Consider the following 25,565-nt stretch of genomic DNA (forward strand, 5'->3'; position numbering starts at 1 on the left):
GGGCGGGCCAGGGGACGGCCCCGAGATGACGACCGGGGCGGACGGGCCCGCCGCGGCAGGAGCAGGCCCGGACGGTGGGGCCCCTGCTGCCGGACAGGACCCGGTCGGCGGGGACCGCGTCGGTCACCGGCAGGGCGACACCGTCGCCGGCGTCGTCCGGCAGTGGCAGGCCGTACATCCCGCGCTCGACACCGGGCCGATGGAGATCATCGGGCGGATCAACCGTTGCGCCGCCCTCCTTCAGCAGGCCGAGGACGCGCCGCTGCGCAGGGCCGGGCTCAGCCGGCCCGAGTTCGACCTGCTCGGCGCGCTGCGCCGCACCGGGCACGAGCTGACGCCCGGGGAGCTGGCCCGGGAGACCTTCTCCTCGGGCGCCGCCGTCACCAAGCGCCTCAAGCAGCTGACCGAACGGGGCCTGGTGGAACGCCGCGGCGACACCCGCGACCGCCGGGTCGCCCACCTCCGCCTCACCGACGCCGGTCGCGAACTCGTCGACGGCATCCTGCCCGCCCAGCTCGCCTACGAGACCGCCGCCCTGTCCGGCCTGGACGCCCCCGAGCAGGGCGAACTGGCCGCCCTGCTCGGAGAGTTGCTCGCCCAGCTGGAAGGCCGGCTGGGCGCGCTGCGCGGCTGAGGCGTCCACCGACGGCCCCGCCGTACCGTCAGAGCACGTCGTGCGCCGTGCGGCGGTGAGTGGAACGGCGGTCCTCGATCGCCGGCCAGCGGTCGCCGTAGATGTTCCGCGTGATGGCCGGATCGCGGACGAAGTCGTGCGGGAAGCCCAGCGGCACCGCGCTCACCTCGTCGAGGCGGGCGAGGGCGTCCGCGTCGAGGCGGACGTCGACGCTGGCGAGGTTGTCGGCGAGCTGGCTCTCCTTGGTCGCAGCGATGATCGGGACCACGTTGCCCGGCCGGGCCAGCAACCAGGCCAGCGCCACCTGCGCCGGACTCCAGCCGCCCTGCTCGGCGACCTCCAGCACGGCACTGATCACCGCCTCCTCGCCCGGCTCGACGCCACCGCCCGTGGTGTCCAGCCGCCCCGTCTCGCCCCTGCGGTACTTGCCGGTGAGCTTCCCGGCCGCGAGCGGCGCCCAGGCCAGCACGGCCAGGTCGAACGCCCGGGCCTGGGGGAGCAGTTCGCGCTCGGGGGTCCGCTCCAGCAGGCTGTAACGCAGCTGCGAACCGGCGAACGCGGTCCAGCCCCGCAGCTCCGCCATCGTGTTGGCCTGCGCGATCTCCCAGGCCGGCCAGTCCGAGACACCGACGTACAGCACCTTGCCCGAGCGGACCAGGTCGTCCAGCGCCCGCATGACCTCCTCGACGGGCGTGAAGTTGTCCCGCGCGTGCACCCACAGCACGTCCAGCCGATCGGTGCGCAGCCGCTGAAGGCTCGCCTCCACCGACTGGACCAGGTTCTTGCGGTGGTTGCCCGCGGCGTTGACGTCGCCGTCGCGGATCCCGCAGGTGTACTTGCTGGCCAGCACGAACGTGTCGCGCCGCCCCTGGAGCAGCTCACCCAGGATCCGTTCCGAGCTGCCGTCGGTGTAGTTGTTGGCGGTGTCGATGAAATTGCCGCCCGCCTCCGCGTAGGCGTCGACGATCCGGGCACTGGCCTCCTCGCCGGCGCCCCAGCCCCAGTCGTCGCCGATGGTCATCGCGCCGAGGCTCAGCTCGCTCACGCGCAGACCGGTCTTGCCGAACAGTGTGTAACGCACGGTCTTCCCTCCGGGCAGGTCGTCCGCACGACGCTAGGAGCTGGAGCGCACTTCAACGCAAGCAACGGCCCCGGGCCTCACACAGCGTCACGTCTGTCCTAGGGCGTGTCCGCCCGGTACACACCGAACATCGCCCCCTGCGGGTCCCGCAGCACCGCGATGCGCCGGCCGCCGGGCAGGGAGGTGGGGACCATCAGGACGTCGCCGAGCTTCTGAACAACGGCGGTCGTGGCGTCCACGTCCGCCACGGCGAAGTACGGCAGCCAGTGCGCCGGCACCTCGGGCGGGAACTTGTCGTCCATCGTCACCATGCCGCCGAAGTCCGCCCCGTCGACGCCCCACTGGGTGTACCGCTCCGAGGCGTTGACGGTCCAGCCGAACACCCGGCTGTAGAAGGCCACGGCCTCTTCGGGATCCCGGGTGTACAGCTCGGCCCAGCCCAGCGAACCGGGCGCGTTGAGCAGCCCGGCGCCCGGGAAGGTCCCCGCCTGCCACAGCTGGAACGCGGCCCCGGCCGGGTCGGCGGCCACCGCGAACCGGCCCGCGTCGAACACGTCCGTCGGGCCGAACAGCACCGTCCCGCCCGCCTCCGTCACTTCACGGACGGCGGCGTCCGCGTCGGTCACCGCGAACGACACGTTCCACGCGACCGGCTGCGACGGCTGGTACAGCGGGGCGAGCGCGGCGACGGCCGCGTCCCCCAGGTGCGCGACGGTGTAGCCGCCCGCCTCCTGACGCGGGTCCGTCTCGGGCCGCCAGCCGAACAGCCTCGTGTAGAACCGCTGGGCCGCCTCCAGGTCGGTGGTCCCCAGCTCGGTCCAGCAGGGCCCGCCGGTCACCGGTGCGTCGAGCTTCATGGCGTTCCTTCCGCAGGAAGTCCCCGGGCGAGAGCCTCTCCAGCACGCTAAGCCGCAGCCCGTCCTCCCTGCCATCCGGGGAAACCCACTGGTGTGCCGCACCGGCCCCGGAATACCCTCGTCCCGTACCGCACCGCGTGGCGGCCTCCAGCTCCTTCACCCTGCCCGGAGGTTTCCCATGCCCGCGCTCCAGGTGCGCCCCTTCCGCCGAGCCGACCGCGACCAGCTCACCGACCTGGTCAACATGCACGTGGCGGCCGTCGTCCCCGGCGTCTCCGTCTCCGTGAACACCGTCCTCAGCGACCTGGAGCGGCAGCCCGGCGAGTTCATCACCGACCCGTGGGTGGCCGAGCGGACGACGCTCGTCGCCGAACAGCGCGAGTACGTCGTCGCCGCGGCCCACCTGCTGCGCTACCGCGCCGACGCCGAGGTCGGCGAGTCCTACCGGGACGCCGCCGGGATCGACTGGTTCGTGTGCCGTCCGGCGGCGTCCTTCTGGCCGGACGCCGACCAGGCCGCGGACCTGCTGATGCGGGCGTGCCTGGCACAGTGCGCCCGCTGGAACGTCCGCGTCAGGTACGCCGACGGCGCGCTGCCCGCCCCCCTCGTCTACGGCCTGCCCCGCAACTGGCCGCACGTCCGGGCCGTCTACGAACGCGCGGGCTTCCGGCATGTCGGGGACACCGAGGTCATCCTGATCGCCCGGGTGGCCGACCTGCCGGAGCCCGAGCCCCGGCCGGGCGTCACGCTCGAGCGCACGCTGGGGGAGTGCGGCACCCGCTTCACGGCCCGCGCCGGCACCCGCGCCCTGGGCTTCGTCGAGATCGACACGGCCCTGGCCCGCCCGGAACGCCACGCCCGCGCAGCCGGCCTGGCCGACATCGGCAACCTGCACATCGACCCCGCGCAGTACGGCACCGGACTGGAGCGCTGGCTGCTCGCCCGGGCGGCCGACTGGCTCCGGCTGTGCGGCGTGGACCGGCTCGTCGCCTACGAATCCGCCGCCGACAGCACCATGCTCGGCCACCTGACGGGCGCGGGCTTTCGCGAACTGACCCGTACGGACCGGGGCTGGGAGCACCGCCCCGGGTGACCTCAGATGCCCGGCCGGTAGCGCATCGGATGGTCCGCCGGGACCTCCACCAGCACGATCGGCGTCCCGTCCGGGTCCGCGATCCACATCTCGACCAGCCCCCAGGGCTCCTTCACCGGCGGCCGGACGATCTCCACGCCCTTCGCCCGCAGCTCGTCGTGCGCCGCCGCCGCGTCGGCGACCTGGAGCCACAGCCGTGCGGCCGGCGCCGGCGGGGCCTCGGACCGGCCCGAGACCTCCAGGTAGCCACCGCCGAGGAAGTAGACCGTCCCGCGCTCCGGCCCCGTACCGAACTCCCGGTACACGGCGAGCCCGAGCTGTTCACCGTAGAAGGCACGGGACCGCTCGGGGTCGGTGGGCCGGAGCAGGATCCGGCTGCTCAGTACATGCACCATGCACCGGAGCCTAGTGGTGGAGTTACCCTCATCCCTGCCCGAGCGCGCCACGAAACGGAGATGTACGCCCATGGACACCGCCGCCACCGGACTGACCTTCCGCGATGCCACGGACGCCGACGTGGACGAGCTGGTCGCTTTGATCGAGTCGGCGTACCGGGGCGACACGAGCCGGGTCGGGTGGACCACCGAGGCGGACATTCTCCAGGGGCAGCGGACCGACCCGGAGGGGGTGCTGGCCGTCATCAAGTCACCCGATGGCCGGCTGCTGACGGTGGAGCGGGAGGGGCGGATCGTCGCCTGCTGCCAGCTGGAGCACCGGGGCGAGCACGCCTACTTCGGGATGTTCGCGGTCAGCCCCCGGCTCCAGGGCGCGGGCCTGGGCAAGGTGATCATCGCGGAGGCGGAGCGGCTGGTCCGTGAGACGTGGGGCGTGACGGAGATGCACATGACCGTGATCTCCGTACGCGAGGACCTCATCGCCTGGTACGAGCGGCGCGGCTACCGCCGTACGGGACGGACGACCCCGTTCCCGTACGGCGACGAGCGCTTCGGCATCCCGCAGCGCGACGATCTGAAGTTCGAGCTGCTGGTCAAGGAGCTCGCCTAGTCACCAGGGCGTTTTCGCGACAGTCCTACGCCGTGAAGCGGCCCGTGCGCTTGATGTCCGGGTGGTCGGTGGTCGCGCCGTCCAGACCGAAGGCGCGGACGAGACGCAGATGGTCCTGCGTGTTCACCACCCAGCCGATGATCCTCAGGTCGGCCTTGCGGGCCCGCTCCACGATCTCCAGGGTGAGCCGGCGGATGTTGAGGCAGACGGTCTCGGCACCCGCCGCGACGGCGCGGTCCACGATGTCGGTGCCGTAGCGGCTGGCGATCAGCGCGGTGCGCACGCCCGGCACCAGTGGCTTGATCTCGGCGATCGCCTCGTCGTGGAACGAGGACACCTCCACCCGGCCGGCCAGCCCGCGCCGGTTCATCACCTCGGCCAGCGCCCGAGCCGCCTGCGCGTCCTTGATCTCCGCCTGGAGCGGCGTCTGCACGGCCTCCAGGACCTCCTCGAAGACCGGCACCCGCTCGCCCCGGCCCGCGTCCAGGGCCCGCAGCTCGGCGAGGGTCTTCTCGGCGATCGGCCCGGTGCCGTCGGTCGTGCGGTCCACGTCCGTGTCGTGCATGACGACGAGCGCGCCGTCCTTGCTCAGGTGCAGATCGAGTTCGATGGCGTCGAGGCCGGCCTCCTGCGCGGCGACGAAGGACCGGAGGGTGTTCTCGGGTTCCACACCCATGACTCCGCGGTGACCGATGGTGAGGAAGTTCAAGACGCGACTCTCTTCCGTCGACAGGCGGCACTGGGGGCCTGACGGCCCCCCTGACCGTATCGCCTGCACCCGCCCTGTGCAGAGGGTGAGGGCATGGTCGGCGTGCGTGCGGGCACAAGCATGGTCGACAGGAAAAAGTGCGGTGAAGACCGGGGTGAGGCAGGATAATTTCCTGAGACGGCCCTTGCTGGAAGGAACCTCGTGTGTGTACGGTCGGTGTACGCGAGATTCTCCCGTGGAAGGTGTGAGATGACGGAAATTCTTGTGCAGGTGGGTTCGGAGGAGAGGGTTCCTCCCGTGGTCCGGGTGGTTGAGCACCCGGCATGGCCCGTGCTCAAGGATGCCGTGGAGCGGATCCGGCCATGGCAGTCCAAGGACGGGTCCATCGACTTCGACGCCGAGGGCGCGCCCGACCCGGCCGACGCCGAGCTCGCCGTCCGCCAGGTCACGGACGCGGTCCTGGAGCTCTCCCCGCTGCTCCCGCACGACCGCGCCTACCACGAGGCACTGGCCAAGGACCTGACCCGGTGGGCCGACGGCGGCTTCCAGATGCCCGACTTCCTCGACTCGCTGCTGGCCTTCCAGCCCGCCGCGAACCGCGCGGACGGCCTCCAGCACCTGGTCGTCTTCCCGATGTACACGCAGAACGGCAACCCCGACCGCAACCTCGAAGCGGTCGTGCTGCGCATGGTCTGGCCGGACTGGCTGGCCGAGCTGGAGCGCACCCGCTACGACAACCCGCTGTTCTGCGGCATCAAGTTCGAGGACTTCACCGCGGGCTACGACACCAACTCCGCCGTGCTCTTCCCCGAGACCATCGCCGTGCGCGAGGCCCCCGAGCGGTTCAGCTGGGGCGGCATCTTCTGCGACCGCGAGGCCGCCCGCTTCCGCCGTGTCACCGACGCCGCCGTGGAGATCCTCGGCCTGGAGCTGCCCGAGGACGTCGCCGCGATGGTCCACGACCAGAAGCGCTGCGAGGAGGCCTTCGTCCTGTGGGACATGGTCCACGACCGCACCCACAGCCACGGCGACCTGCCGTTCGACCCGTTCATGATCAAGCAGCGCCAGCCGTTCTGGATGTACGGCCTGGAGGAGCTGCGCTGCGACCTCACCGCCTTCAAGGAGGCCGTGAAGCTGGAGAAGGACGGCGTCCCGCAGGCCCGTGACGTGCAGGTCGCGGTCCTCTTCGACCGTATGTTCCGCTTCCCGGTCACCGGCGAGCGCGTGCGGAACTACGACGGCCTCGGCGGCCAGCTCCTCTTCGCCTACCTGCACAGGCACGACGTGGTCCGCTGGACCGACAACAAGCTCTCCATCGACTGGGAGCGGGCCCCGCAGGTCACCAACCAGCTGTGCGCCGACATCGAGCAGCTGTACCGCGAGGGCATCGACCGCCCCAAGCTCGTCCACTGGTTCGCCGGGTACGAGCTCGTCTCCACCTACCTCGCCCCGCACCCGGGCTCGAAGTGGGCCAAGGGCCCCGACGCGCTGGACGTGACGCAGCCGCCGCGGAAACTCGTGGATGACGTGCTTCCGGACGAGTTTCCGCTGAGCATGTTCTATGAGGCACTGTCCAAGAAGCTGAAGAACGTGATCGCCTCCACCAAGGGCATCACGGCGGACGGCGCCGAGCGGATCGCCGCGTGAGCGATCCGCGAAGCGAGAACACGGCTCAGGAGGCGAAGACCATGGCGGGGAACGGGGCGCTCAGCGGCGCGGTGATCGCGGTGGCCGGAGCGGGAGGACCCGCGGGCCGGGCCGCACTGCTCAGGCTGGCCGAGGCGGGGGCCACCGTCATCGGCTCCGACAACGACCCGGAGCGGCTGGCGGAGGCGGTGGACGCGGCGAGCTACGCGACCGGCGGCGCCACCGTCACCGGTGACACGGTCGACCTGCTCGACCTGAAGGCCACCCGCGACTGGGCCACCCGCATCGAGAAGGACTTCGGCCGCGTGGACGGCCTGGTCCATCTCGTCGGCGGCTGGCGCGGCAGCGAGACCTTCACCAGGACCAGCCTCGACGACTGGGACTTCCTGGAGATGCTGCTCGTGCGGACCGTGCAGCACACCTCCCTGGCCTTCCACGAGGCGCTCCAGCGCAGCGACCGCGGCCGCTACGTGCTGATCAGCGCGGCGGGCGCCAGCAAGCCCACCGCGGGCAACGCCGCGTACGCCGCCGGCAAGGCGGCGGCCGAGGCGTGGACGCTGGCCATGGCCGACTACTTCCGCAAGGCGGGAGGCCCCGAGGGCCCGACCTCGGCGGCTACGATCCTGGTGGTGAAGGCACTGGTGCACGACGCCATGCGCGCCGATCGCCCCAACGCGAAGTTCGCGGGCTTCACCGACGTCAAGGACCTGGCCGAGGCCATCACCGGCATCTGGGAGAAGCCCGCCGCCGAAGTGAACGGAAACCGTCTGTGGCTCACCGAGAAGCCGTGAACCCGCCGAAGACCGACGCCCGTCGCCATCACGACCCCGACGTCCGCGGTTTCGCCAGCGACAACTACGCCGGCGCCCACCCGGAGGTGCTCGCCGCCCTGGCTCTGGCCAACGGCGGGCACCAGGTCGCCTACGGCGAGGACGCCTACACCGAGAACCTCCAGAGCGTCGTCCGCAGCCACTTCGGGGCCACCGCCGAGGCGTTTCCGGTCTTCAACGGCACCGGCGCCAACGTCGTCGCCCTGCAGGCGGTCACCGACCGCTGGGGCGCGGTGATCTGCGCCGAGAGCGCGCACATCAACGTCGACGAGTGCGGGGCGCCCGAGCGGGTCGGCGGCCTGAAACTGCTCACCGTGCCCGCGCCCGACGGCAAGCTCACACCCGAGCTGATCGACCGGCAGGCGTACGGCTGGGACGACGAGCACCGGGCGATGCCGCAGGTCGTCTCGATCGCCCAGGCCACCGAGCTCGGCACGGTCTACACGCCGGACGAGATACGCGCCATCTGCGAGCACGCCCACGCGCACGGCATGAAGGTGCACCTGGACGGCTCCCGGCTGGCCAACGCCGCCGCCACCCTGGACGTCCCGATGCGGACGCTCACCAACGCCGCCGGCGTCGACATCCTCTCCCTGGGCGGCACGAAGAACGGCGCCCTGTTCGGCGAGGCCGTCGTGGTCCTCAACCAGGACGCCGTCAGCCACATGAAGCACCTGCGCAAGCTGTCCATGCAGCTCGCCTCCAAGATGCGCTTCGTGTCGGTGCAGTTCGAGGCCCTGCTGGCCCGGGACCTGTGGCTGCGCAACGCCCGCCACTCCAACGAGATGGCCCAGCGCCTCGCCGAGGGCGTACGGGCCGTGCACGGCGTGGAGATCCTCTACCCGGTGCAGGCCAACGCGGTGTTCGCACGCCTGCCGCACGACGTGAGCGAGCGCCTCCAGAAGCGGTTCCGCTTCTACTTCTGGGACGAGGCCGCGGGTGACGTCCGCTGGATGTGCGCCTTCGACACGACCGAGGAGGACGTGGACGCGTTCGTGGCGGCACTGAAGGAGGAGATGGCCCGCTGAGGCCATACCCTCCCTGAGCTCAGCTCCGGGTCGTCGTCGAGATGACGGCCCGGTAGTCGTCCTGCGGGTCGATGTCGGGGTCCGCCGCCGCGGGCCGGGCGGCGGCGGGACGCAGGCCCAACTCGGCGCCCGTGCCCGGGATCCACGTCCAGTCACCCCGCATCTCCTCCAGCGCCTCGTCGGAGTACGGCTGGACGGAGTGGTCGAACCGCTCGTACAGCCCGTTCCGGCCCACGCCACGGCGCCCAGCTGCCGTTCCTGCCTTCGATGCATAACTATACGGAGGATCGAAAATGAATTGACCCGGAAGTGATCTCGTCCCTATGCTCTGCGTGCATGCAGCTGATCCAGGAAACCCCGGACCTCTCCGCCTACTTGGCCGCTGACGAGGCGATAGACCATCACCATCCGCTCGTTCGCGAGACAGCGGCCGAGCTGGCCAGGGGTGTGGCGAACTCGTATGAGTATGCGCGCGATGCGTTCGAGTTCGTGCGCGACACCATCCCGCACTCACAGGATGCGGGCGACCCGCGGGTCACCTGGCGCGCCTCCGATGTCCTGGAACAGCGCACCGGCATCTGTTACGCCAAGGCCCACGCGCTCGCGGCGCTGCTCCGGGCCGAGGACATCCCGACCGCGTTGTGCTACCAGAAGCTCGATGTCGTGCACGGTCTGGTCGCCGTGCGGTTCAACGGCGCATGGCACCGGCAGGACCCCCGGGGCAACAAGCCGGGGGTGGACGCGCAGTTCTCCCTCGACGGCGAGCGACTCGCCTTCACGCCCGATCCGGCGCTCGGTGAGACGGACTGTCCGGTCCTGTACGCCGCGCCTCACCCGGCCGTACTCGACACCCTCAAGTCGGCCGGCGACCGGCCCCACTTGTGGCGGACACTCCCCACCGCGCTCTGAGGCGGGACCGGAGGCCGGGCCGTCCGCTCCCGGGTGTCAGTGCGCCTCGGCCTCCCGGACCTGCTCCGGCGTCGGAGCCGTGCCGCCGAGGTGGGCCGGCATCCACCAGGTGTCGTCCGGGCCCTTCGGGCGCACGGGGTAGGCGCGCTGGGCGGCCTCCAGGAGCTCCTGGACGCGCTCGCGCAGCTGACGGGTGATCGCGCCCGCGTACTTGTCGCGGGAGGCCTCGATCGCCTCGCCGACCCGGATCGTGATGGGGATGTGGCTGCGCTTGAAGTTGCGCGGGTGACCCTTGGTCCACAGCCGCTGCGTGCCCCACACCGCCATCGGGATCAGCGGGACGCCGGCCTCCTGGGCCATGCGCGCGGCGCCCGACTTGAAGCTCTTGAGCGTGAACGACTGCGAGATGGTCGCCTCCGGGAAAACCCCGACGATCTCGCCCGACCGCAGTGAGTCCAGGGCGTGCGCGTAGGCCGCCTCGCCCTGCTTGCGGTCCACGGGGATGTGCTTCATGCCGCGCATCAGCGGGCCCGAGATCTTGTGGCGGAAGACGGACTCCTTCGCCATGAAGCGCACGAGACGCTTCTGCGGCAGTGCCGCCAGGCCGTTGAAGACGAAGTCCAGATAGCTGATGTGGTTGCTCACCAGCACGGCGCCGCCCGAGCGCGGGATGTTCTCCGAACCCTGGCAGTCGATCTTGAGGTCCCACGCCTTGAACAGCGTGCGGGCGAAACCGACGACGGGACGGTAGACGAGCTCTGCCATGGGCGGGTCGGACCCTTCCTGCTCTGCCTGGGAAGGGATTCCCAGTGGAAAGTTACGCAGCCGTAGGTTTACGGCTTGTCGCAGATCGTGCCCGAAGAACGGCCGGGTAGCCAGTCCCCGTGCCCGCCCGTGAGGAGATTCTCGTCACGTCACCCCCGGATCCCACCTCGTGCTTTTACGCCCCCATTACTCCGCCCGTACCGTCACCCGCCGCATGAGCAGGTACATCTCGCACCCCAGGCAGTACCCGAACACGGCGTTCAGAAAGGCGGCCGCGAGTGCGGCGCCGGTCGCCGCGAGACCCAGCCAGTCGGGTCCCAGGGTGTAGCCGACGAGCCCGAGTCCGGCGAAAACCAGCCCCACCGCCTGGGCGAAACGCGGCGGTTCGGGCGCCTCGAACGCGGTCGGCGGTCCGAGCCGGGGCCGTACGGCCCTGGCGAACAGCAGGCCGTAGGGCGACCGGGTCACCCCGCCGGCCGCGCCCAGCAGGAACGCCAGCGTCTGCCAGGCCAGCAGCCACGCGCTCCCCGTGACCAGAACGACCGCCAGGACGACGGTCGTCACGGCCGCGCCGAAACGCGGTCCTCGTGCATCGATGTCCATGGGAACCAAGCATTCCGCAGCGCGGGCCGTTTGGATGGGCGGGAATCTTTGCGGTCTCGTGAACGCTTGCAGCAGGTGATGACCGGACTGGTGGTGTGCGTACTGGTGCTCGCGGCGGCGAGCGCCTTCGGAGTGCTGCAACGGCGGCGGAGCGGGAGAGTGCGAGTGCGCGGGCGGGACGACGGCAAGCGGCTGGACGCGGGCGAGCTGGGCGCGGAACTGGGCGAGCGGGCCACACTCGTGCAGTTCTCCAGCGCGTTCTGCGCGCCCTGCCGGGCGACCCGGCGGGTCCTCGGCGAGGTCGCCGGCATGGTCCCGGGCGTCACCCACGTCGAGATCGACGCCGAGGCCCATCTGGACCTCGTACGACGGCTGGACATCCTCAAGACCCCGACCGTGCTGGTCCTCGACGCCGACGGCCGGGTGGTGCGGCGGGCCACCGGCCAGCCGCGCAAGGCCGATGTGATCGCCGCACTGGGGGAAGCGGTGTGAGGGACGCGACCCGGTCAGTGAGCCATCTCCCACATCCGGGAACGAACTTGACTGCGCCAACCATTTATCGTCAGCCTGACCCCATGCCTGCGGACCTCCTCGCCACGCCCGACCTCCTGCGCTCCGTCTTCCGGCGGCACGCGGCAGGGGTCGCCGTGATCACGGCCCGTGGCGACGCCGGCCCGGTGGGCTTCACCGCCACCTCCCTGGCCTCCGTCTCCGCCGAGCCGCCCCTGCTGTCCTTCGGGGTCGGCACCGGCTCCTCCAGCTGGCCCGCGATCGAGGCGGCCGGCCATGTCGGCGTCCACATCCTCGGCGAACACCAGCAGGAGCTGGCGGCCACCTTCGCCCGCAGCGGAGCCGACCGTTTCGCGCCGCCCACCGCCTGGCGGGACGGACCCGAGGGGGTTCCCGTGCTCGAAGGCGTGCCGGCCTGGCTGGTGGGCCGGGTCGTCGCGCGCGTGCCCGCCGGAGACCACCGGATCGTGATAGCGGAGGTCGTGCACGGCGACCACACGGGCACCGGCCGACCGCTCCTCTACCACCAGGGACGTTTCAACCGCCTGCGCGACTGACCCGCGAGTCCCCCCGTGCTGCGGGACCGTCGAGTTCCGGTTACGCTGCGTTGCGAAGGTCACAGTTCAAAGCGCTTGCTTAGCGGGAATGAACTGGGTGTACTGACGAGTAATATTTCGCTCGGAGCGCGGGTCGCCCCGACCGGGGATCGGCCGCTTGAGGCACCTATGCTGCCTGCAAGAGGCAGCCGAAAAATGACGATGCAGTAGGAGAGCCGGCGTGAGCTTGAGGATCGTTGTCACTGTGAAGTACGTGCCCGACGCCACTGGCGACCGGCACTTCGCCGATGACCTGACCGTCGACCGGGACGACGTGGACGGTCTGCTCTCCGAGCTCGACGAGTACGCGGTCGAGCAGGCGCTGCAGATCTCCGAGAACTCCGACGACGACGTGGAGATCACCGTCCTGACGGTGGGCCCCGAGGACGCCAAGGACGCCCTGCGCAAGGCGCTGTCCATGGGCGCCGACAAGGCGATCCACGTCGAGGACGACGACATCCACGGCACCGACGCCATCGGCACCTCCCTGGTCCTGGCCAAGGCCATCGAGAAGGCCGGCTACGACCTGGTGATCTCCGGCATGGCCTCCACCGACGGCACCATGGGCGTCGTCCCGGCCCTGCTCGCGGAGCGTCTGGGCGTGCCGCAGGTGACCCTGCTCTCCGAGGTCTCCGTCGAGGACGGCACGGTCAAGGGCCGCCGCGACGGCGACGCCGCTTCCGAGAACCTTGAGGCCTCCCTCCCCGCCGTCGTGTCGGTGACCGACCAGTCGGGCGAGGCGCGCTACCCCTCCTTCAAGGGCATCATGGCGGCCAAGAAGAAGCCGGTGGAGTCCTGGGACCTGTCCGACCTCGACATCGAGGCGGAGGAGGTCGGCCTGGCGGGCGCCTACACCACGGTCGACAACGCGGCCGAGCGCCCGGCCCGTACCGCGGGCACGATCGTCAAGGACGAGGGCGAGGGCGGCAAGCAGCTCGCTGAGTTCCTCGCGGGCCAGAAGTTCATCTGAGCCCCGCATTCGCTGACCGCCCCTCATCTTTCGCAAGCAGGAGAGAAGAAGTCCCATGGCTGAAGTTCTCGTCTACGTCGACCACGTGGACGGTGCCGTCCGCAAGCCCACCCTGGAGCTGCTGACCCTGGCCCGCCGCATCGGCGAGCCGGTCGCCGTCGCGCTGGGCAACGGCGCCGCCGACACCGCCGCCGCGCTCGCCGAGCACGGCGCGGTCAAGGTCCTCACCCACGACGCCTCCGAGTACGCCGACTACCTGGTCGTACCGAAGGTCGACGCCCTCCAGGCCGCGGTTGCCGCAGTGTCCCCGGCCGCCGTGCTGGTCCCCTCCTCCGCCGAGGGCAAGGAGATCGCCGCCCGTCTGGCGCTGCGTCTGGGCTCGGGCATCATCACCGACGCCGTCGACCTGGAGGCCGGCGACGAGGGCCCGGTGGCCACGCAGTCGGTGTTCGCCGCGTCCTTCACCACCAAGTCCCGTGTCTCCAAGGGCACCCCGGTCATCACGGTCAAGCCCAACAGCGCGGCCGTCGAGCCGGCTCCGGCCGCCGGTGCGGTCGAGGCGCTGTCCGTGACCTTCTCCGACAAGGCGACCGGTACGAAGGTCACCGGCCGTACGCCGCGTGAGTCGACGGGTCGTCCGGAGCTGACCGAGGCCGCGATCGTGGTCTCCGGTGGCCGTGGTGTCAACGGCGCGGAGAACTTCGCGATCATCGAGGCCCTCGCCGACTCCCTCGGCGCGGCCGTCGGTGCCTCGCGCGCCGCTGTCGACGCCGGCTGGTACCCGCACACCAACCAGGTCGGCCAGACCGGCAAGAGCGTCTCGCCGCAGCTGTACATCGCCTCCGGCATCTCCGGTGCGATCCAGCACCGCGCCGGTATGCAGACCTCGAAGACGATCGTGGCGATCAACAAGGACGCCGAGGCCCCGATCTTCGACCTCGTCGACTACGGCGTCGTCGGCGACCTCTTCGACGTCGTCCCGCAGCTGACCGAGGAGATCAAGACCCGCAAGGGCTGATCCCCCCGGCTGTGGAAGGCCCCTGTGACCGCACGAACGGTCACAGGGGCCTCTTCTCATCCCAGGGTCATCGAGGCCTGGACCGGCAGATGGTCGCTCGGATAGATGCCGTCCGCGCTGAAGGTGTTCATCCCGGCCCAGTGCGTGGTCACCCCGGGCGTGGTGAGGATCCAGTCGATGCGCCGCCCGCCGGGCTTGGGCCCTCGGTAGCCGTGATGTGTCCCGTACGCCGGACCCCGCGAGGCAGCCGCGTCCCAGGCGTCCACCAGTCCGATGTCCAGCATCAGGTCGTGCACCCGGTTGTCGTGGGCGTCCGCGTTGAAGTCGCCGGTGACGATGACCGGTAACGACCGGTCCCACCCGGCGATCGTCTCGCCGATGAGGCCCGCCGAGCGTTCCCGGGCGTACTGGCTGACGCTGTCCAGGTGGGTGTTGAGGACGTAGAACTCCCGTCCCCCGTCGGCGCGATCGGCGAAACGGACCCAGGTCACCATGCGCAGCCAGTCCGCGCCCCAGGTGTTCGAAGCGATCGTGTACGGGGTGTCGGACAGCCAGAAGTGATCGAACTCGATCGGGTCGAGTCTTCGCGTGTCGTAGAAGACCGCCATGAACTCGTCCTTGCTGCCGCCCCCACGTCCGGTGCCGATCCAGTCGTAGTGCCCGCCGAGATCCTTCTCGATCGCGCGCACTTGCCGGTAGAGCCCTTCCTGGGTGCCGATGACGTGCGGTCGCTCGCGGCGCAGCAGTTCTCGCATGACCGGTCGGCGCACGTCCCAGCGCGGTGTCGTGTCGACGACGGTCCCGAAGCGCACGTTGAACGTCATGACGTTCAGGGCGCCCGGGTGCTCGCCGGCGGAAGCGGGCCGTGTGGGGTCCGCGGTGGTGAGCAGCGGTCCTGCGATGGCGGCGGCGGCCGCCGCCTTGAGCCCGTGGCGGCGTGTCACTCCGGCCTCGTTGGGCACGTGGTCTCCCTCCCCTTGCACGTCAGGATGAAGCTTGCCTTCTGAATACGGAAGAAGACGGCGGGTCGGCAGTGACCAAGGGTGAAGGATGGGGAATTCCACTTCAAGACGGTGTTGACCAGGCCGAAGGTCGGCCGATAACTTCGCTCTACGGATTGTTGATTCCGTACAGCGGAAAGTAGGAGGGTCTCGGAATGGGTCACGGCCAGCAGGAGAAGGTGGCGACGAGCCTCGCGGGCGCCGTCAGCGAGGAGATCAGCGCCTCCCTCGCGCCGGTCGACGCCGAGCTGGAGCGCCGCTACCCCGGAGACCCCGGCACCCGCCAGCCCGTCCACACCGTCTACGTCCCCGGGGACGTCTTCGCCGCCGACACCGTCCGATCCTGGGGCGACCGGGCCCTGGCCGCCCTCGACGAACACGCCCCGGACGCCGCCTCCTTCGCCGCCGTCCTCGGCCTGGCCGACGAACTCGCCGAGCCGGTCCACGCGCGCGTGCGCGCCAAGCTGGAGCGCGAGCCGATCGAGGACCTGCGCGTCGACTTCGAGGACGGCTACGGCAACCGCCCCGACGCCGAGGAGGACGAGGCCGCCGCCCGCGCCGCCCGGATCGTCGCCGAGGCGTACGAGGACGGCACCGCGGCCCCGTACATGGGCATCCGCATGAAGTGCATGGAGGCGCCCGTACGGGCCCGGGGCATCCGCACGCTCGACATCTTCCTCACCGGCCTGATGGAGGCCGGCGGCCTGCCCGGCGGGCTGGTGCTCACCCTGCCGAAGGTGACCTACGCCGAGCAGGTCACCGCCATGGCGCGGCTGCTGGACGCCTTCGAGAAGACGCACGGTCTGGAGCCCGGCCGGATCGGCTTCGAGATACAGATCGAGACCAGCCAGTCCATCCTCGCCGCCGACGGCACCGCCACCGTCGCCCGCATGATCCAGGCCGCCGAGGGTCGCGCCACCGGCCTGCACTACGGCACCTTCGACTACAGCGCCTGCCTCGGCGTCTCCGCCGCCCACCAGGCCGCCGACCACCCCGCCGCCGACCACGCCAAGGCCGTCATGCAGGTCGCCGCGGCCGGTACGGGCGTCCGTGTCTGCGACGGCTCCACCAACGTCCTGCCCATCGGCCCGACCGAGAAGGTGCACGCCGCCTGGCGACTGCACTACGGCCTCACCCGCCGCGCCCTGGCCCGCGCCTACTACCAGGGCTGGGACATGCACCCCGGACACATCCCCACCCGGTACGCGGCCGTCTTCGCCTTCTACCGCGAGGGCTTCGAGCAGGCCGCCGCCCGCCTCGCCCGCTACGCCAACCGCACCGGCGGCGACGTCATGGACGAGCCCGCCACCGCCAAGGCCCTCAGCGGCTATCTGCTGCGCGGCCTGGACTGCGGCGCCCTGGACATCGGGGAGGTCGCCCGGCTGACCGGCCTGACCCGCGCCGACCTGGAGGCCTTCGCGGTGCCCCGGCGGGGGGATCTGACGGCGTCCGCCTGACGGCCCTCCCTGAGCGTCCCCACGTACCGGCCCTGTCACAGCCGTCACCACCGGCTGTCCGTGTCACCGCCGGCCCGTACTCTGTACGCCACACACTGACGTGTCAGTGATCCAGTGGTGTCACGAGAACGGGGCAGCGGTGTCAACGGGGGAGTACGGGCAGGCCGACGGGACCGGTCGGCTGCTGGCGGGCCGTTATCGCGTCACGGCCCAGCTGGGGCGCGGCGGCATGGGCGTCGTCTGGAAGGCCGTCGACGAGGTCCTCGGCCGTGAGGTGGCCGTCAAGGAACTGCGCACCTACACCGACGCGGCCGGCCCCGAACTGGCCGGTCTGCGACTGCGGATGCAGCGCGAGGCGCGTGCGGCGGCCCGCGTGCGCCACCCCGGCGTCATCGCCGTGCACGACATCGCCGAGGTCGACGGCCGCCCCCTCATCGTCATGGAGCTGGTCGACGGGCCGTCCCTGGACGACGTCCTGCGCGAGCGCGGCACGCTGGACGCGCGCGAGGCGGCCGGGATCGGCGCCAAGGTCATGGACGCCCTGGCTGCCGCCCACCGCGCGGGCGTCCTGCACCGCGACGTGAAGCCCGGCAACATCCTGCTCGACCGCTCGGGCCGGGTCGTCCTCACCGACTTCGGCATCGCCACCATGGACGACCCGGGCGACGGTTCGGCCACCCACCTCACCGGCAGCGGCGAACTCGTCGGCTCCCTCGACTACCTCGCCCCCGAGCGGGCCCAGGGTGCCGACCCGGGTCCCGCCTCCGACATCTGGGCCCTGGGCGCCACGCTGTACGCGGCCGTCGAGGGAGCGTCGCCCTTCCGCCGTACGTCCACGTTCTCGACGCTCACCGCGATCGTCACCGAGCCGCTGCCCGAGCCCCGCCGCGCCGGCCCCCTCGCCCCCGTCCTCCAGCAGCTGCTGGACAAGCGTCCCGAGGGCCGCCCGGAGGCCGACCAGGCCCGCCGGATGCTCCAGGCCGTCGCGGATTCGGGCGGCACGGACACGCCGACGTCATCGCTGCGAGGGCCGGTGCCCGCACCGCCCGCGCGCCCGGAGACCGAGCGCGGGGTCCCGTCGGTACCTCCGGGATTCGGGCCGCTGCAGCAGGCGCAGCCCAGCGCTGCCGGGCCGCACGAGAGCCAGGGCACGCCCGGGTTCGGCCCGGCGCCGGCCTTCGGGGCCGCCGGAGCACCGGGAGCGGCGGACCATGACGGGCCGGGCACGGGGCAGCCGGCGCAAGCAGGCCCCGGCGGCTCGCAGGGTTTCGGCCCGGCCGGCCCGGGCGGCACCTCCCCGACCGGCCCGATGAACGCCGGCCCCGTCCCCCGCCGCAACAAGACCCGCGCCCTGCTCGCCGCCGCAGCCGTCACCGTCGTCCTCGCTGCGGCCGGCACCACGGTCGCCCTGCTCAGGGACTCGGACGGCACGGACCCCGGCAACCGGGCCGACGCAGCCGGCGTGGACGCGGCGGCCTCATCCGAGCCAGGCCGCACCGAGGACGGCTCGAACGAACCGAGGTCCACCCCACAGGGCGACGAGAAGAGCAAGTCCCCCTCCGAGAAGCCCGAGGGCGAGAAGGAGCCCGAGTCCTCCGGGCGGCCCTCGACCTCGGCCCCGGCGAAGTCCTCCGGCGGCACCACCGGCGACACGAGTGGTGGGACGTCGGGCGGCGGCACCTCCGGGGGCAGCGGCACCGGCGGCGGTTCCGGCGACGGCGGCACGACGGGCGGCGGCTCCACCACGCCCGCACCGGTCTGCCACGCCATCGGCGGCGGCAAGTACAACTGCACGGTCTGGAAGTCCGCGGACTCCTACACCGCCTCCGGCACCAAGGTCGGCATCCTCAACGCCGGCACCAACTACTTCTACTGCCAGCAGAACCTGGGCCGGCGAGAGACCGACGGCCAGTGGACCAACGTCTGGTGGGCGAAGACGGACGACGACAGCGGCAACACGGACGTCTGGGTCAGCGACGTCTACATCAAGGGCGGCGACAACGACGCGCCCGTCCCCGGGCTCCCGGTCTGCTGAGCGCGCAGAGACTCCGCCGCATACCGCTCCAGCCCCGAGGCCGTCACCAGTTTCTCCTCGACGAACAGCCGCGTGCCCCGTTCGCACAGCCGCCGGTCGGAGCGGGCCCGTACGCAGAACTCCTCGGGCACGACGCCGAACAGCTCCCGGAAGCGGGGCAGGCCGACGAGCAGCTCGGTGAGCAGTACCCGCTGGCCCGGGTGGGTGCGCGGCACGCCGGTGCCGTCGTGCAGGACACCGTGCCGGTTGACGTACGCGTACGCGCCGGGCAGGCGGGTGCCGTCCGCGAGGTCGATGCGCACGTCGGGCGAGGGCAGCCAGGCACGGTCGTAGTTGCCGGCCGGCAGCGGCACGCCCTCGCTCGCGTCGATCACGGCGAGCTGCTCGGCGTCGAGCCAGATGACGAACAACTCCCGCACGGTGTCCGGGGCGCTGATCGGCGAGGCCGACACATACCCCATGCGGCTCACATGCGCCGACACACCGGCGTCGACGCCCGTCACCCGGGCCTTCACCATCGGGACCGGCGACATGATCCCGAACTCCTCCATCTTGTGCCGAAGCTGCCCTGGGCAGGCGTTCGAGCCGATGGCGAGCAGCGGGGTGCGGTCCTCGTACACCAGCCGGTCCAGTGGCAGGAAGCAGTCCCCGTCGAGGAGCCCGGAGTCGGCGGGCCACGCGCCCGGGTAGAGCAGGGGGTGCTCGCGCGGCGCCTCGGCCAGGCCGAGTGCTCGCAGGGTGCGATCGGTGAGGTACTCCATACGCTCCGTATGTTCCGCGGGATGTGCCATGGGCCGCTCAGTCCGCCGGGGGCAGCTCGCCCGAGCCGCGGGTGATCAGCCGGGTCGGCAGCTCGATGCGCTCGGCGGTGACGAGGGTACCGTCCAGCTGCCGGAAGAGGCGTTCCGCGGCGGTACGGCCGATGGCCGCCGCGTCCTGGGCGACGACGGTGACACCCGGCTGGAGCAGGTCGGCGAGCTCGATGTCGTCGAAGCCGACCAGGGCGACACGGCGGGCCTGCTCGGCGAGCACACGGATCACGGTGACCGTCACCCGGTTGTTCGCAGCGAAGATCGCGGTGACCGGGTCCCGGCCGGACAGCATCTCCTCGGCCGCCCTGCGCACCCGCTCGGGGTCGGTGGCACCGAGGGACGTCCAGGAGTCCGCCACCGGTATGCCCGCGTCCTCCAGGGCGGCCCGGTAGCCGCGCAGCCGCTCGGCGGCGGTGTGGATGCGGGGCATGTCGCCGATGAAGCCGATCCGGCGGTGGCCGTGCGCGATGAGGTGGGCGACGCCGTCCCGGGCACCGCCGAAGTTGTCCGAGAGGACCACGTCGGCGTCGATGTGCCCGGCCGGCCGGTCCACGAACACCGTGGCGACACCGGCCTTGAGCTCCGGCTCCAGATACCGGTGGTCGTCACCGGCCGGGATCACCACCAGCCCGTCCACCCGCCGCGCGCACAGGGCCAGTACCAGCTCCTGCTCGCGCTCCGGGTCCTCCGCGCTGGACCCGTTGATCAGCAGGGCGCCGTGCGCGCGGGCCACCTCCTCGACCGACCGGCTCAGCGGCCCGTAGAACGGGTCGGCGAGGTCCTCCAGGACCAGACCGATGCTCGCCGTCCGGCCCTTGCGCAGCACCCGGGCGCTGTCGTTGCGGCGGAAACCGAGCGCCTCGATCGCCTCCTGGACACGCTGCTCCGTCTCCGGGGTCACGCCCGGCTCCCCGTTCACGACGCGGGAGACCGTTTTGAGGCCGACCCCGGCCCGGGCCGCGACGTCCTTCATGGTCGGCCGGGTGCCGTAGCGCGTGGCGGATCGGAGGTTGGTCTGGGGCACGGTGCGGTGTCCTGTCCTGTCGTCCACGGGGGTGCGTCGGTCCTGGGTTTGTATGAGGATGTGGCGTCGAGCATAGAGCCTGGACAACGTTGTCAGGCTCGGGGGAGACTGTCCACCGCAATCTCCGGACCGTGCTCCGCTGCTGGCCGGCCAGTCCTTTCACCGTAGACGGGGAGTTCCGACACTCATGCACACCGACCTCGTGGCCGCGCTCGACATCGGCGGCACCAAGATCGCCGGCGCTCTCGTGGACGGCCAGGGACGGATCCTGGTCCGCGCGCAGCGGCCGACGCCCGCCCGGGAGGACGGCGACACCGTGATGCGAGCGGTGGAGCAGGTGCTCGGCGAACTCACCGGGACGCCGCTCTGGGAGCGGGTCACGGCCGTCGGGATCGGCAGCGCCGGTCCCGTGGACCGGTCGGCGGGCACGGTGAGCCCGGTGAACGTGCCCGGCTGGCGCGACTACCCGCTCGTCGGGCGCGTGCGGTCCGCGGCCGGGGACCTGCCCGTCGAGCTGATCGGCGACGGCGTGGCGATCACGGCGGCCGAACACTGGCAGGGCGCCGCCCGTGGCCACGACAACGCGCTGTGCATGGTCGTCTCCACGGGCGTCGGCGGCGGCCTGGTGCTCGGCGGCCGACTGCATGCCGGGCCCACCGGTAACGCCGGCCACATCGGCCACATCAGCGTGGACCTCGACGGCGACCTGTGCCCGTGCGGCTCGCACGGCTGCGTGGAGCGCATCGCCAGCGGCCCCAACATCGCCCGGCGCGCCCTGGAGAACGGCTGGCGGCCCGGCCCCGACGGCGACACCTCCGCCGCCGCGGTGGCCGCCGCGGCCCGGGCCGGCGATCCGGTCGCCGTCGCGTCCTTCGAGCGGGCCGCCCAGGCCCTGGCCGCCGGGATCGCCGCGACCGCGACCCTCGTGGAGATCGACATCGCCGTGATCGGCGGGGGAGTGGGCAAGGCCGGCGACGTCCTGTTCGCCCCCCTGCGCGAGGCGCTGAGCACCTACGCGACGCTGTCCTTCGTCCGGCACCTGACCGTGGCCCCGGCCCAGATGGGCACCGACGCCGGGCTGGTGGGGGCGGCGGCGGCAGCACTGGCGCAGCGGACGGATGCGGCCGCGGCGGGGGTGTGAGACCGGGCAGAAACGTTCAGGCGGGCGGCATCCGGCCCTGCACGGGCATCGGCATGTCGTGCCTCGGCCTCGCCGTCATGGCGGATGGGCGGCGGCCGGTGCCCCGGTGTACGCCGTCGTCACGCTCGTCCGTGTCCGGCCGGAGGACTGGATGGAGCGCCGCGGACACCCCGCGGCGCTCCACCTGACGGACACCCCGCGGCGCTCCACCTGACGGACGCCGGTCCTGACGGACGCCGGTCCTGACGGACGCCGGTCCTGACGGACGCCGGTCCTGACGGACGCCGGTCCGGAATACCGGGCTTTCCCGCGGAAAACGCCCGAATGCCAGTGCGATGTGGCACGATCGCGCTTGTGAGCAGCAGACCCGCCCCGGCGCAGCGCCTGCGCGATCTCGCCCTCCTGCGCCGGGTCAAGGACCGGATCGACCGGGAGTACGCACGGCCGCTGGACGTCGAGGCGCTGGCCCGGGGGGTGCACATGTCGGCCGGGCATCTCAGCCGCGAGTTCAAGCGCGCCTACGGCGAGTCGCCGTACAGCTACCTCATGACGCGCCGCATCGAGCGCGCCATGGCGTTGCTGCGCCGTGGGGACCTCAGTGTCACCGAGGTGTGCTTCGAGGTCGGCTGTTCGTCGCTGGGCACCTTCAGCACCCGTTTCACGGAACTGGTCGGCATGCCGCCCAGCGCCTTCCGGCGCCAGGCGGTCCTCGCCACCGCGGGCATTCCGTCGTGCGTGGCGAAGCAGGTGACCAGACCGATCAGGAATCGAGAAGCGCCCGCCCCGGGCCGAAACTAGCGTGATGGCCATGGACCTCACCATTCACGCCAGCTTCCTTCCGCACGACGACCCGGACGCCGCCCTGGCGTTCTACCGCGACACCCTCGGCTTCGAAGTCCGCAAGGACGTCGGATACCAGGGCATGCGCTGGATCACGGTCGGCCCCGTCGGCCAGCCCGGCACGAACATCGTGCTGCATCCGCCGGCCGCCGACCCCGGCATCACCGAGGACGAGCGCAAGACCATCGCCGAGATGATGGCCAAGGGCACCTACGCCAGCATCGTCCTGGCCGCCCCCGACGTCGACGCCGTCTTCGAACGGGTGCAGGCGGGCGACGCCGAGGTCGTCCAGGAGCCCGTGGACCAGCCGTACGGCGTTCGCGACTGCGCCTTCCGCGACCCCGCGGGCAACATGGTCCGCATCCAGCAGCTCGCGCCGTGACGGACCGGTAGCAGCCGGTCCACCGAGCCACACGCAGCACCCCCGCGCCGCGCCTCAGGGCCGGCGCGGGACACAGATCTTCCAACCGCGGCAGCCCCGCCCGACAGATGGAGACCGATGAGCATGGCCACGAGGACGGACAGACAGTCGTCCGGACCGCACGTCGCCGACAGCCACGACGTGATCCGTGTGCACGGCGCGCGCGAGAACAACCTCAAGGACGTCAGCATCGAGATCCCCAAGCGCCGGCTGACGGTGTTCACCGGCGTTTCCGGCTCGGGCAAGAGCTCGCTCGTGTTCGACACGATCGCCGCGGAGTCCCAGCGGCTGATCAACGAGACCTACAGCGCCTTCCTCCAGGGCTTCATGCCCAACCGGGCCCGGCCCGAGGTCGACGTGCTCGACGGGCTGACGACCGCGATCGCCGTGGACCAGCAGCGGATGGGCGGCGACCCCCGTTCCACGGTCGGCACCGCCACGGACGCCAACGCGATGCTGCGCATCCTCTTCAGCCGGCTCGGCAAGCCGCACATCGGCCCGCCCAGCGCGTACTCCTTCAACACCGCCTCGGTCCGCGCGAGCGGCGCGATCACCGTCGAGCGCGGCGCCAAGACCAAGGCCCAGAAGGCGACCTTCGAGCGCACCGGCGGCATGTGCAACCGCTGCGAGGGCCGCGGCAAGGTCTCCGACATCGACCTCACCCAGCTCTACGACGACTCCAAGTCGCTGTCCGAGGGCGCGTTCACCATCCCCGGCTGGAAGTCGGACAGCCAGTGGACCGTGCAGCTCTACGCCCAGTCGGGCTTCGTCGACCCGGACAAGCCGATCCGCGAGTACACCAAGAAGGAGCTGCACGCCTTCCTCTACGGGGAACCGGTCAAGATCAAGGTCAACGGCATCAACCTCACCTATGAGGGGCTGATCCCCAAGATCCAGAAGTCGTTCCTGTCCAAGGACAAGGAGGCGATGCAGCCGCACATCCGGGCGTTCGTGGAGCGGGCGGTCACCTTCACCGTCTGTCCCGAGTGCGACGGCACCCGGCTGAGCGAGGGCGCCAGATCCTCGAAGATCGGCGACATCAGCATCGCCGACGCCTGCGCGATGGAGATCAGGGACCTGGCCGAGTGGGTCCGGAAGCTCTCGGAGCCGTCCGTGGCGCCGCTGCTGACCGCGTTGCAGGGGACGCTCGACTCGTTCGTGGAGATCGGCCTGGGCTATCTCTCGCTCGACCGGCCGGCGGGCACGCTGTCGGGCGGCGAGGCACAGCGCGTGAAGATGATCCGCCACCTCGGCTCCTCGCTCACGGACGTCACCTACGTCTTCGACGAGCCGACCATCGGCCTGCACCCGCATGACATCCAGCGGATGAACGACCTGCTGCTGCGACTGCGGGACAAGGGCAACACGGTGCTCGTCGTGGAGCACAAGCCGGAGGCGATCGCGATCGCCGACCACGTCGTCGACCTCGGCCCCGGCGCCGGCACGGCGGGCGGCACCGTCTGCTTCGAGGGCACGGTCGAGGGGCTGCGGGCCGCGGACACCGTCACAGGCCGTCATCTCGACGACCGGGCCGCCGTCAAGGAGACGGTCCGCAAGGCCACCGGCGCGCTGGAGATCCGGGGCGCGACGGCGAACAACCTCCGGGACGTCGACGTCGACATCCCGCTCGGGGTGCTCACCGTCGTCACCGGTGTCGCCGGCTCCGGCAAGAGCTCCCTGCTGCACGGGTCGATCCCCGCCGACGCGGGAGTCGTCTCGGTGGACCAGAGCCCGATCAAGGGCTCCCGGCGCAGCAACCCCGCGACGTACACCGGGCTGCTCGACCCGATCCGCAAGGCGTTCGCCAAGGTCAACGGGGTGAAGCCGGCCCTGTTCAGCGCCAACTCCGAGGGCGCCTGCCCCACTTGCAACGGCGCCGGTGTCATCTACCTCGACCTCGGCATGATGGCTGGCGTCGACACCCCCTGCGAGGACTGCGAGGGCAAGCGGTTCCAGGCCTCGGTGCTGGAGTACCACCTCGGCGGCCGGGACATCAGCGAGGTGCTCGCGATGTCGGTGGCCGAGGCCGAGGAGTTCTTCGGCGCCGGCGAGGCACGCACCCCGGCCGCGCACAGGATCCTGGAGCGGCTCGCCGATGTCGGCCTCGGCTACCTCACCCTCGGCCAGCCGCTCACCACGCTCTCCGGCGGCGAGCGGCAGCGCCTCAAGCTGGCCACGCACATGGCGGACAAGGGCGGCGTCTACGTCCTCGACGAGCCGACCACCGGTCTCCACCTCGCGGACGTGGAGCAGCTGCTCGGCCTTCTCGACCGGCTCGTCGACTCCGGCAAGTCCGTCGTCGTCATCGAGCACCACCAGGCGGTCATGGCGCACGCCGACTGGATCATCGACCTCGGTCCCGGCGCGGGCCACGACGGCGGCCGGATCGTCTTCGAGGGCACACCGGCCGACCTCGTCGCGGCCCGCTCCACCCTGACCGGGGAGCACCTGGCGGCGTACGTGGGCGCCTGACGGCGTTCCGCGGGGGCCGTGAGGCGAGTACTCCCGAGACTCGTCTCACGGTCCCCATTTTTGACATATCGGGCGAAAGTGTGAATATCGGCGCGCTTCGAGGGCAC

27 protein-coding genes are annotated in these 25,565 nt (G+C 71.4%); 17 read left to right on the top strand and 10 right to left on the bottom strand.

Translation table 11 applies throughout. The features are described 5' to 3' along the window. The first annotated feature begins 25 nt into the window (after positions 1-25). Positions 26-634 carry a MarR family winged helix-turn-helix transcriptional regulator gene (locus ACH4G3_RS20500; protein WP_397625831.1) on the top strand — a complete coding sequence of 203 codons (609 nt, stop codon included), beginning with the start codon at positions 26-28 and terminating at the stop codon, positions 632-634. A 28-nt stretch (positions 635-662) separates the two neighbouring features. Here ACH4G3_RS20500 and ACH4G3_RS20505 read toward each other — a convergent pair whose 3' ends face one another. Both ACH4G3_RS20505 and ACH4G3_RS20510 read right to left on the bottom strand, forming a co-directional pair. Further along, positions 663-1,715, bottom strand: a complete 1,053-nt coding sequence (locus tag ACH4G3_RS20505; RefSeq protein WP_397625832.1) for an aldo/keto reductase — start codon at positions 1,713-1,715, stop codon at positions 663-665. 98 nt (positions 1,716-1,813) lie between these two features. Continuing rightward, positions 1,814-2,572 (bottom strand): VOC family protein, encoded by a 759-nt coding sequence (locus ACH4G3_RS20510; RefSeq protein ID WP_397625833.1) that lies wholly within the window; start codon positions 2,570-2,572, stop codon positions 1,814-1,816. A 178-nt stretch (positions 2,573-2,750) separates the two neighbouring features. On the opposite strand from ACH4G3_RS20510, the gene ACH4G3_RS20515 reads away from it, so the two are divergent. After that, the gene (locus ACH4G3_RS20515) at positions 2,751-3,665 is read left to right on the top strand and encodes a GNAT family N-acetyltransferase (protein WP_397625834.1); all 915 of its coding nucleotides are present in this window, start codon (positions 2,751-2,753) and stop codon (positions 3,663-3,665) included. A gap of 2 nt (positions 3,666-3,667) precedes the next feature. Here the strand turns inward: ACH4G3_RS20515 and ACH4G3_RS20520 are convergent, their stop codons facing one another. Next, the gene (locus tag ACH4G3_RS20520) at positions 3,668-4,060 is read right to left on the bottom strand and encodes a VOC family protein (RefSeq protein ID WP_397625835.1); all 393 of its coding nucleotides are present in this window, start codon (positions 4,058-4,060) and stop codon (positions 3,668-3,670) included. Positions 4,061-4,130: 70 nt separating this feature from the next. Between ACH4G3_RS20520 and ACH4G3_RS20525 the strand changes: the two genes are divergently transcribed. Then, a complete protein-coding gene (locus ACH4G3_RS20525) occupies positions 4,131-4,670 on the top strand; it encodes a GNAT family N-acetyltransferase (RefSeq protein WP_397625836.1) in 540 nt (179 codons plus the stop codon). A 25-nt stretch (positions 4,671-4,695) separates the two neighbouring features. On the opposite strand, the gene ACH4G3_RS20530 is transcribed toward ACH4G3_RS20525, so the two are convergent. Continuing rightward, a complete protein-coding gene (locus ACH4G3_RS20530; protein ID WP_020271688.1) occupies positions 4,696-5,379 on the bottom strand; it encodes a glycerophosphodiester phosphodiesterase in 684 nt (227 codons plus the stop codon). 249 nt (positions 5,380-5,628) lie between these two features. On the opposite strand from ACH4G3_RS20530, the gene ACH4G3_RS20535 reads away from it, so the two are divergent. From ACH4G3_RS20535 to ACH4G3_RS20545, 3 genes are read left to right on the top strand one after another with little or no spacing between them, the layout of a single operon-like run. Next, on the top strand, positions 5,629-7,026 hold the full coding sequence (locus ACH4G3_RS20535) for a DUF6421 family protein (protein ID WP_397625837.1): 1,398 nt from the start codon (positions 5,629-5,631) through the stop codon (positions 7,024-7,026). Positions 7,027-7,067: 41 nt separating this feature from the next. Further along, positions 7,068-7,817 (top strand): SDR family NAD(P)-dependent oxidoreductase, encoded by a 750-nt coding sequence (locus ACH4G3_RS20540; protein ID WP_397626173.1) that lies wholly within the window; start codon positions 7,068-7,070, stop codon positions 7,815-7,817. Then, positions 7,814-8,884, top strand: a complete 1,071-nt coding sequence (locus ACH4G3_RS20545; RefSeq protein WP_397625838.1) for a threonine aldolase family protein — start codon at positions 7,814-7,816, stop codon at positions 8,882-8,884. Before ACH4G3_RS20540 ends, ACH4G3_RS20545 begins: the two co-directional genes overlap by 4 nt. 19 nt (positions 8,885-8,903) lie before the next feature. Here the strand turns inward: ACH4G3_RS20545 and ACH4G3_RS20550 are convergent, their stop codons facing one another. Further along, positions 8,904-9,119 carry a hypothetical protein gene (locus tag ACH4G3_RS20550; RefSeq protein WP_397625839.1) on the bottom strand — a complete coding sequence of 72 codons (216 nt, stop codon included), beginning with the start codon at positions 9,117-9,119 and terminating at the stop codon, positions 8,904-8,906. 101 nt (positions 9,120-9,220) lie between these two features. Here ACH4G3_RS20550 and ACH4G3_RS20555 point away from each other — a divergent pair, with 101 nt between their 5' ends. Continuing rightward, complete coding sequence (locus ACH4G3_RS20555) at positions 9,221-9,793, top strand: transglutaminase domain-containing protein (protein WP_397625840.1); 573 nt, start codon at positions 9,221-9,223, stop codon at positions 9,791-9,793. A gap of 36 nt (positions 9,794-9,829) precedes the next feature. On the opposite strand, the gene ACH4G3_RS20560 is transcribed toward ACH4G3_RS20555, so the two are convergent. Beyond that, on the bottom strand, positions 9,830-10,558 hold the full coding sequence (locus ACH4G3_RS20560; RefSeq protein ID WP_020271694.1) for a lysophospholipid acyltransferase family protein: 729 nt from the start codon (positions 10,556-10,558) through the stop codon (positions 9,830-9,832). Positions 10,559-10,744: 186 nt separating this feature from the next. Further along, positions 10,745-11,161 (bottom strand): DUF4395 domain-containing protein, encoded by a 417-nt coding sequence (locus tag ACH4G3_RS20565; protein ID WP_397625841.1) that lies wholly within the window; start codon positions 11,159-11,161, stop codon positions 10,745-10,747. Between the two features lie 78 nt (positions 11,162-11,239). On the opposite strand from ACH4G3_RS20565, the gene ACH4G3_RS20570 reads away from it, so the two are divergent. The 4 genes from ACH4G3_RS20570 to ACH4G3_RS20585 all read left to right on the top strand — a co-directional run bounded on the left by ACH4G3_RS20570 (position 11,240) and on the right by ACH4G3_RS20585 (position 14,255). After that, complete coding sequence (locus ACH4G3_RS20570; RefSeq protein ID WP_037668290.1) at positions 11,240-11,653, top strand: thioredoxin family protein; 414 nt, start codon at positions 11,240-11,242, stop codon at positions 11,651-11,653. A gap of 83 nt (positions 11,654-11,736) precedes the next feature. Next, positions 11,737-12,228 (top strand): flavin reductase family protein, encoded by a 492-nt coding sequence (locus ACH4G3_RS20575; protein WP_397625842.1) that lies wholly within the window; start codon positions 11,737-11,739, stop codon positions 12,226-12,228. 220 nt (positions 12,229-12,448) lie between these two features. Beyond that, complete coding sequence (locus tag ACH4G3_RS20580) at positions 12,449-13,237, top strand: electron transfer flavoprotein subunit beta/FixA family protein (RefSeq protein WP_037668292.1); 789 nt, start codon at positions 12,449-12,451, stop codon at positions 13,235-13,237. 55 nt (positions 13,238-13,292) lie between these two features. Then, positions 13,293-14,255 (top strand): electron transfer flavoprotein subunit alpha/FixB family protein, encoded by a 963-nt coding sequence (locus ACH4G3_RS20585; RefSeq protein ID WP_397625843.1) that lies wholly within the window; start codon positions 13,293-13,295, stop codon positions 14,253-14,255. Between the two features lie 56 nt (positions 14,256-14,311). Here the strand turns inward: ACH4G3_RS20585 and ACH4G3_RS20590 are convergent, their stop codons facing one another. After that, positions 14,312-15,217: an endonuclease/exonuclease/phosphatase family protein gene (locus ACH4G3_RS20590; RefSeq protein ID WP_397625844.1), complete on the bottom strand. Its 906-nt coding sequence runs from the start codon at positions 15,215-15,217 to the stop codon at positions 14,312-14,314. A 194-nt stretch (positions 15,218-15,411) separates the two neighbouring features. Here ACH4G3_RS20590 and ACH4G3_RS20595 point away from each other — a divergent pair, with 194 nt between their 5' ends. Together ACH4G3_RS20595 and ACH4G3_RS20600 are read left to right on the top strand one after the other, a co-directional pair. Then, positions 15,412-16,713 carry a DUF6986 family protein gene (locus tag ACH4G3_RS20595; protein ID WP_397625845.1) on the top strand — a complete coding sequence of 434 codons (1,302 nt, stop codon included), beginning with the start codon at positions 15,412-15,414 and terminating at the stop codon, positions 16,711-16,713. Positions 16,714-16,852: 139 nt separating this feature from the next. Beyond that, complete coding sequence (locus ACH4G3_RS20600; RefSeq protein WP_397625846.1) at positions 16,853-18,748, top strand: serine/threonine-protein kinase; 1,896 nt, start codon at positions 16,853-16,855, stop codon at positions 18,746-18,748. Here ACH4G3_RS20600 and ACH4G3_RS20605 read toward each other — a convergent pair. Both ACH4G3_RS20605 and ACH4G3_RS20610 read right to left on the bottom strand, forming a co-directional pair. After that, positions 18,694-19,509 carry a hypothetical protein gene (locus ACH4G3_RS20605; protein WP_397625847.1) on the bottom strand — a complete coding sequence of 272 codons (816 nt, stop codon included), beginning with the start codon at positions 19,507-19,509 and terminating at the stop codon, positions 18,694-18,696. The genes ACH4G3_RS20600 and ACH4G3_RS20605 overlap by 55 nt on opposite strands. Before the next feature lie 37 nt (positions 19,510-19,546). After that, entirely contained in the window at positions 19,547-20,533 is a 987-nt protein-coding gene (locus ACH4G3_RS20610; protein WP_397626174.1) for a LacI family DNA-binding transcriptional regulator, read from the bottom strand. A 238-nt stretch (positions 20,534-20,771) separates the two neighbouring features. Here ACH4G3_RS20610 and ACH4G3_RS20615 point away from each other — a divergent pair, with 238 nt between their 5' ends. The 4 genes from ACH4G3_RS20615 (at position 20,772) to ACH4G3_RS20630 (ending at position 25,458) form a co-directional block, all read left to right on the top strand. Beyond that, the gene (locus ACH4G3_RS20615) at positions 20,772-21,725 is read left to right on the top strand and encodes an ROK family protein (protein ID WP_397625848.1); all 954 of its coding nucleotides are present in this window, start codon (positions 20,772-20,774) and stop codon (positions 21,723-21,725) included. A 324-nt stretch (positions 21,726-22,049) separates the two neighbouring features. Beyond that, positions 22,050-22,523, top strand: a complete 474-nt coding sequence (locus tag ACH4G3_RS20620) for a helix-turn-helix transcriptional regulator (protein ID WP_397625849.1) — start codon at positions 22,050-22,052, stop codon at positions 22,521-22,523. A 10-nt stretch (positions 22,524-22,533) separates the two neighbouring features. Beyond that, the gene (locus ACH4G3_RS20625) at positions 22,534-22,947 is read left to right on the top strand and encodes a VOC family protein (RefSeq protein ID WP_397625850.1); all 414 of its coding nucleotides are present in this window, start codon (positions 22,534-22,536) and stop codon (positions 22,945-22,947) included. Positions 22,948-23,064: 117 nt separating this feature from the next. After that, positions 23,065-25,458 (top strand): ATP-binding cassette domain-containing protein, encoded by a 2,394-nt coding sequence (locus ACH4G3_RS20630; RefSeq protein WP_397625851.1) that lies wholly within the window; start codon positions 23,065-23,067, stop codon positions 25,456-25,458. The last annotated feature ends 107 nt before the right edge of the window (positions 25,459-25,565 follow it).

Origin of the sequence: Streptomyces afghaniensis (genome assembly GCF_044327915.1) — a bacterium.
GTDB lineage: Bacteria > Actinomycetota > Actinomycetes > Streptomycetales > Streptomycetaceae > Streptomyces > Streptomyces afghaniensis.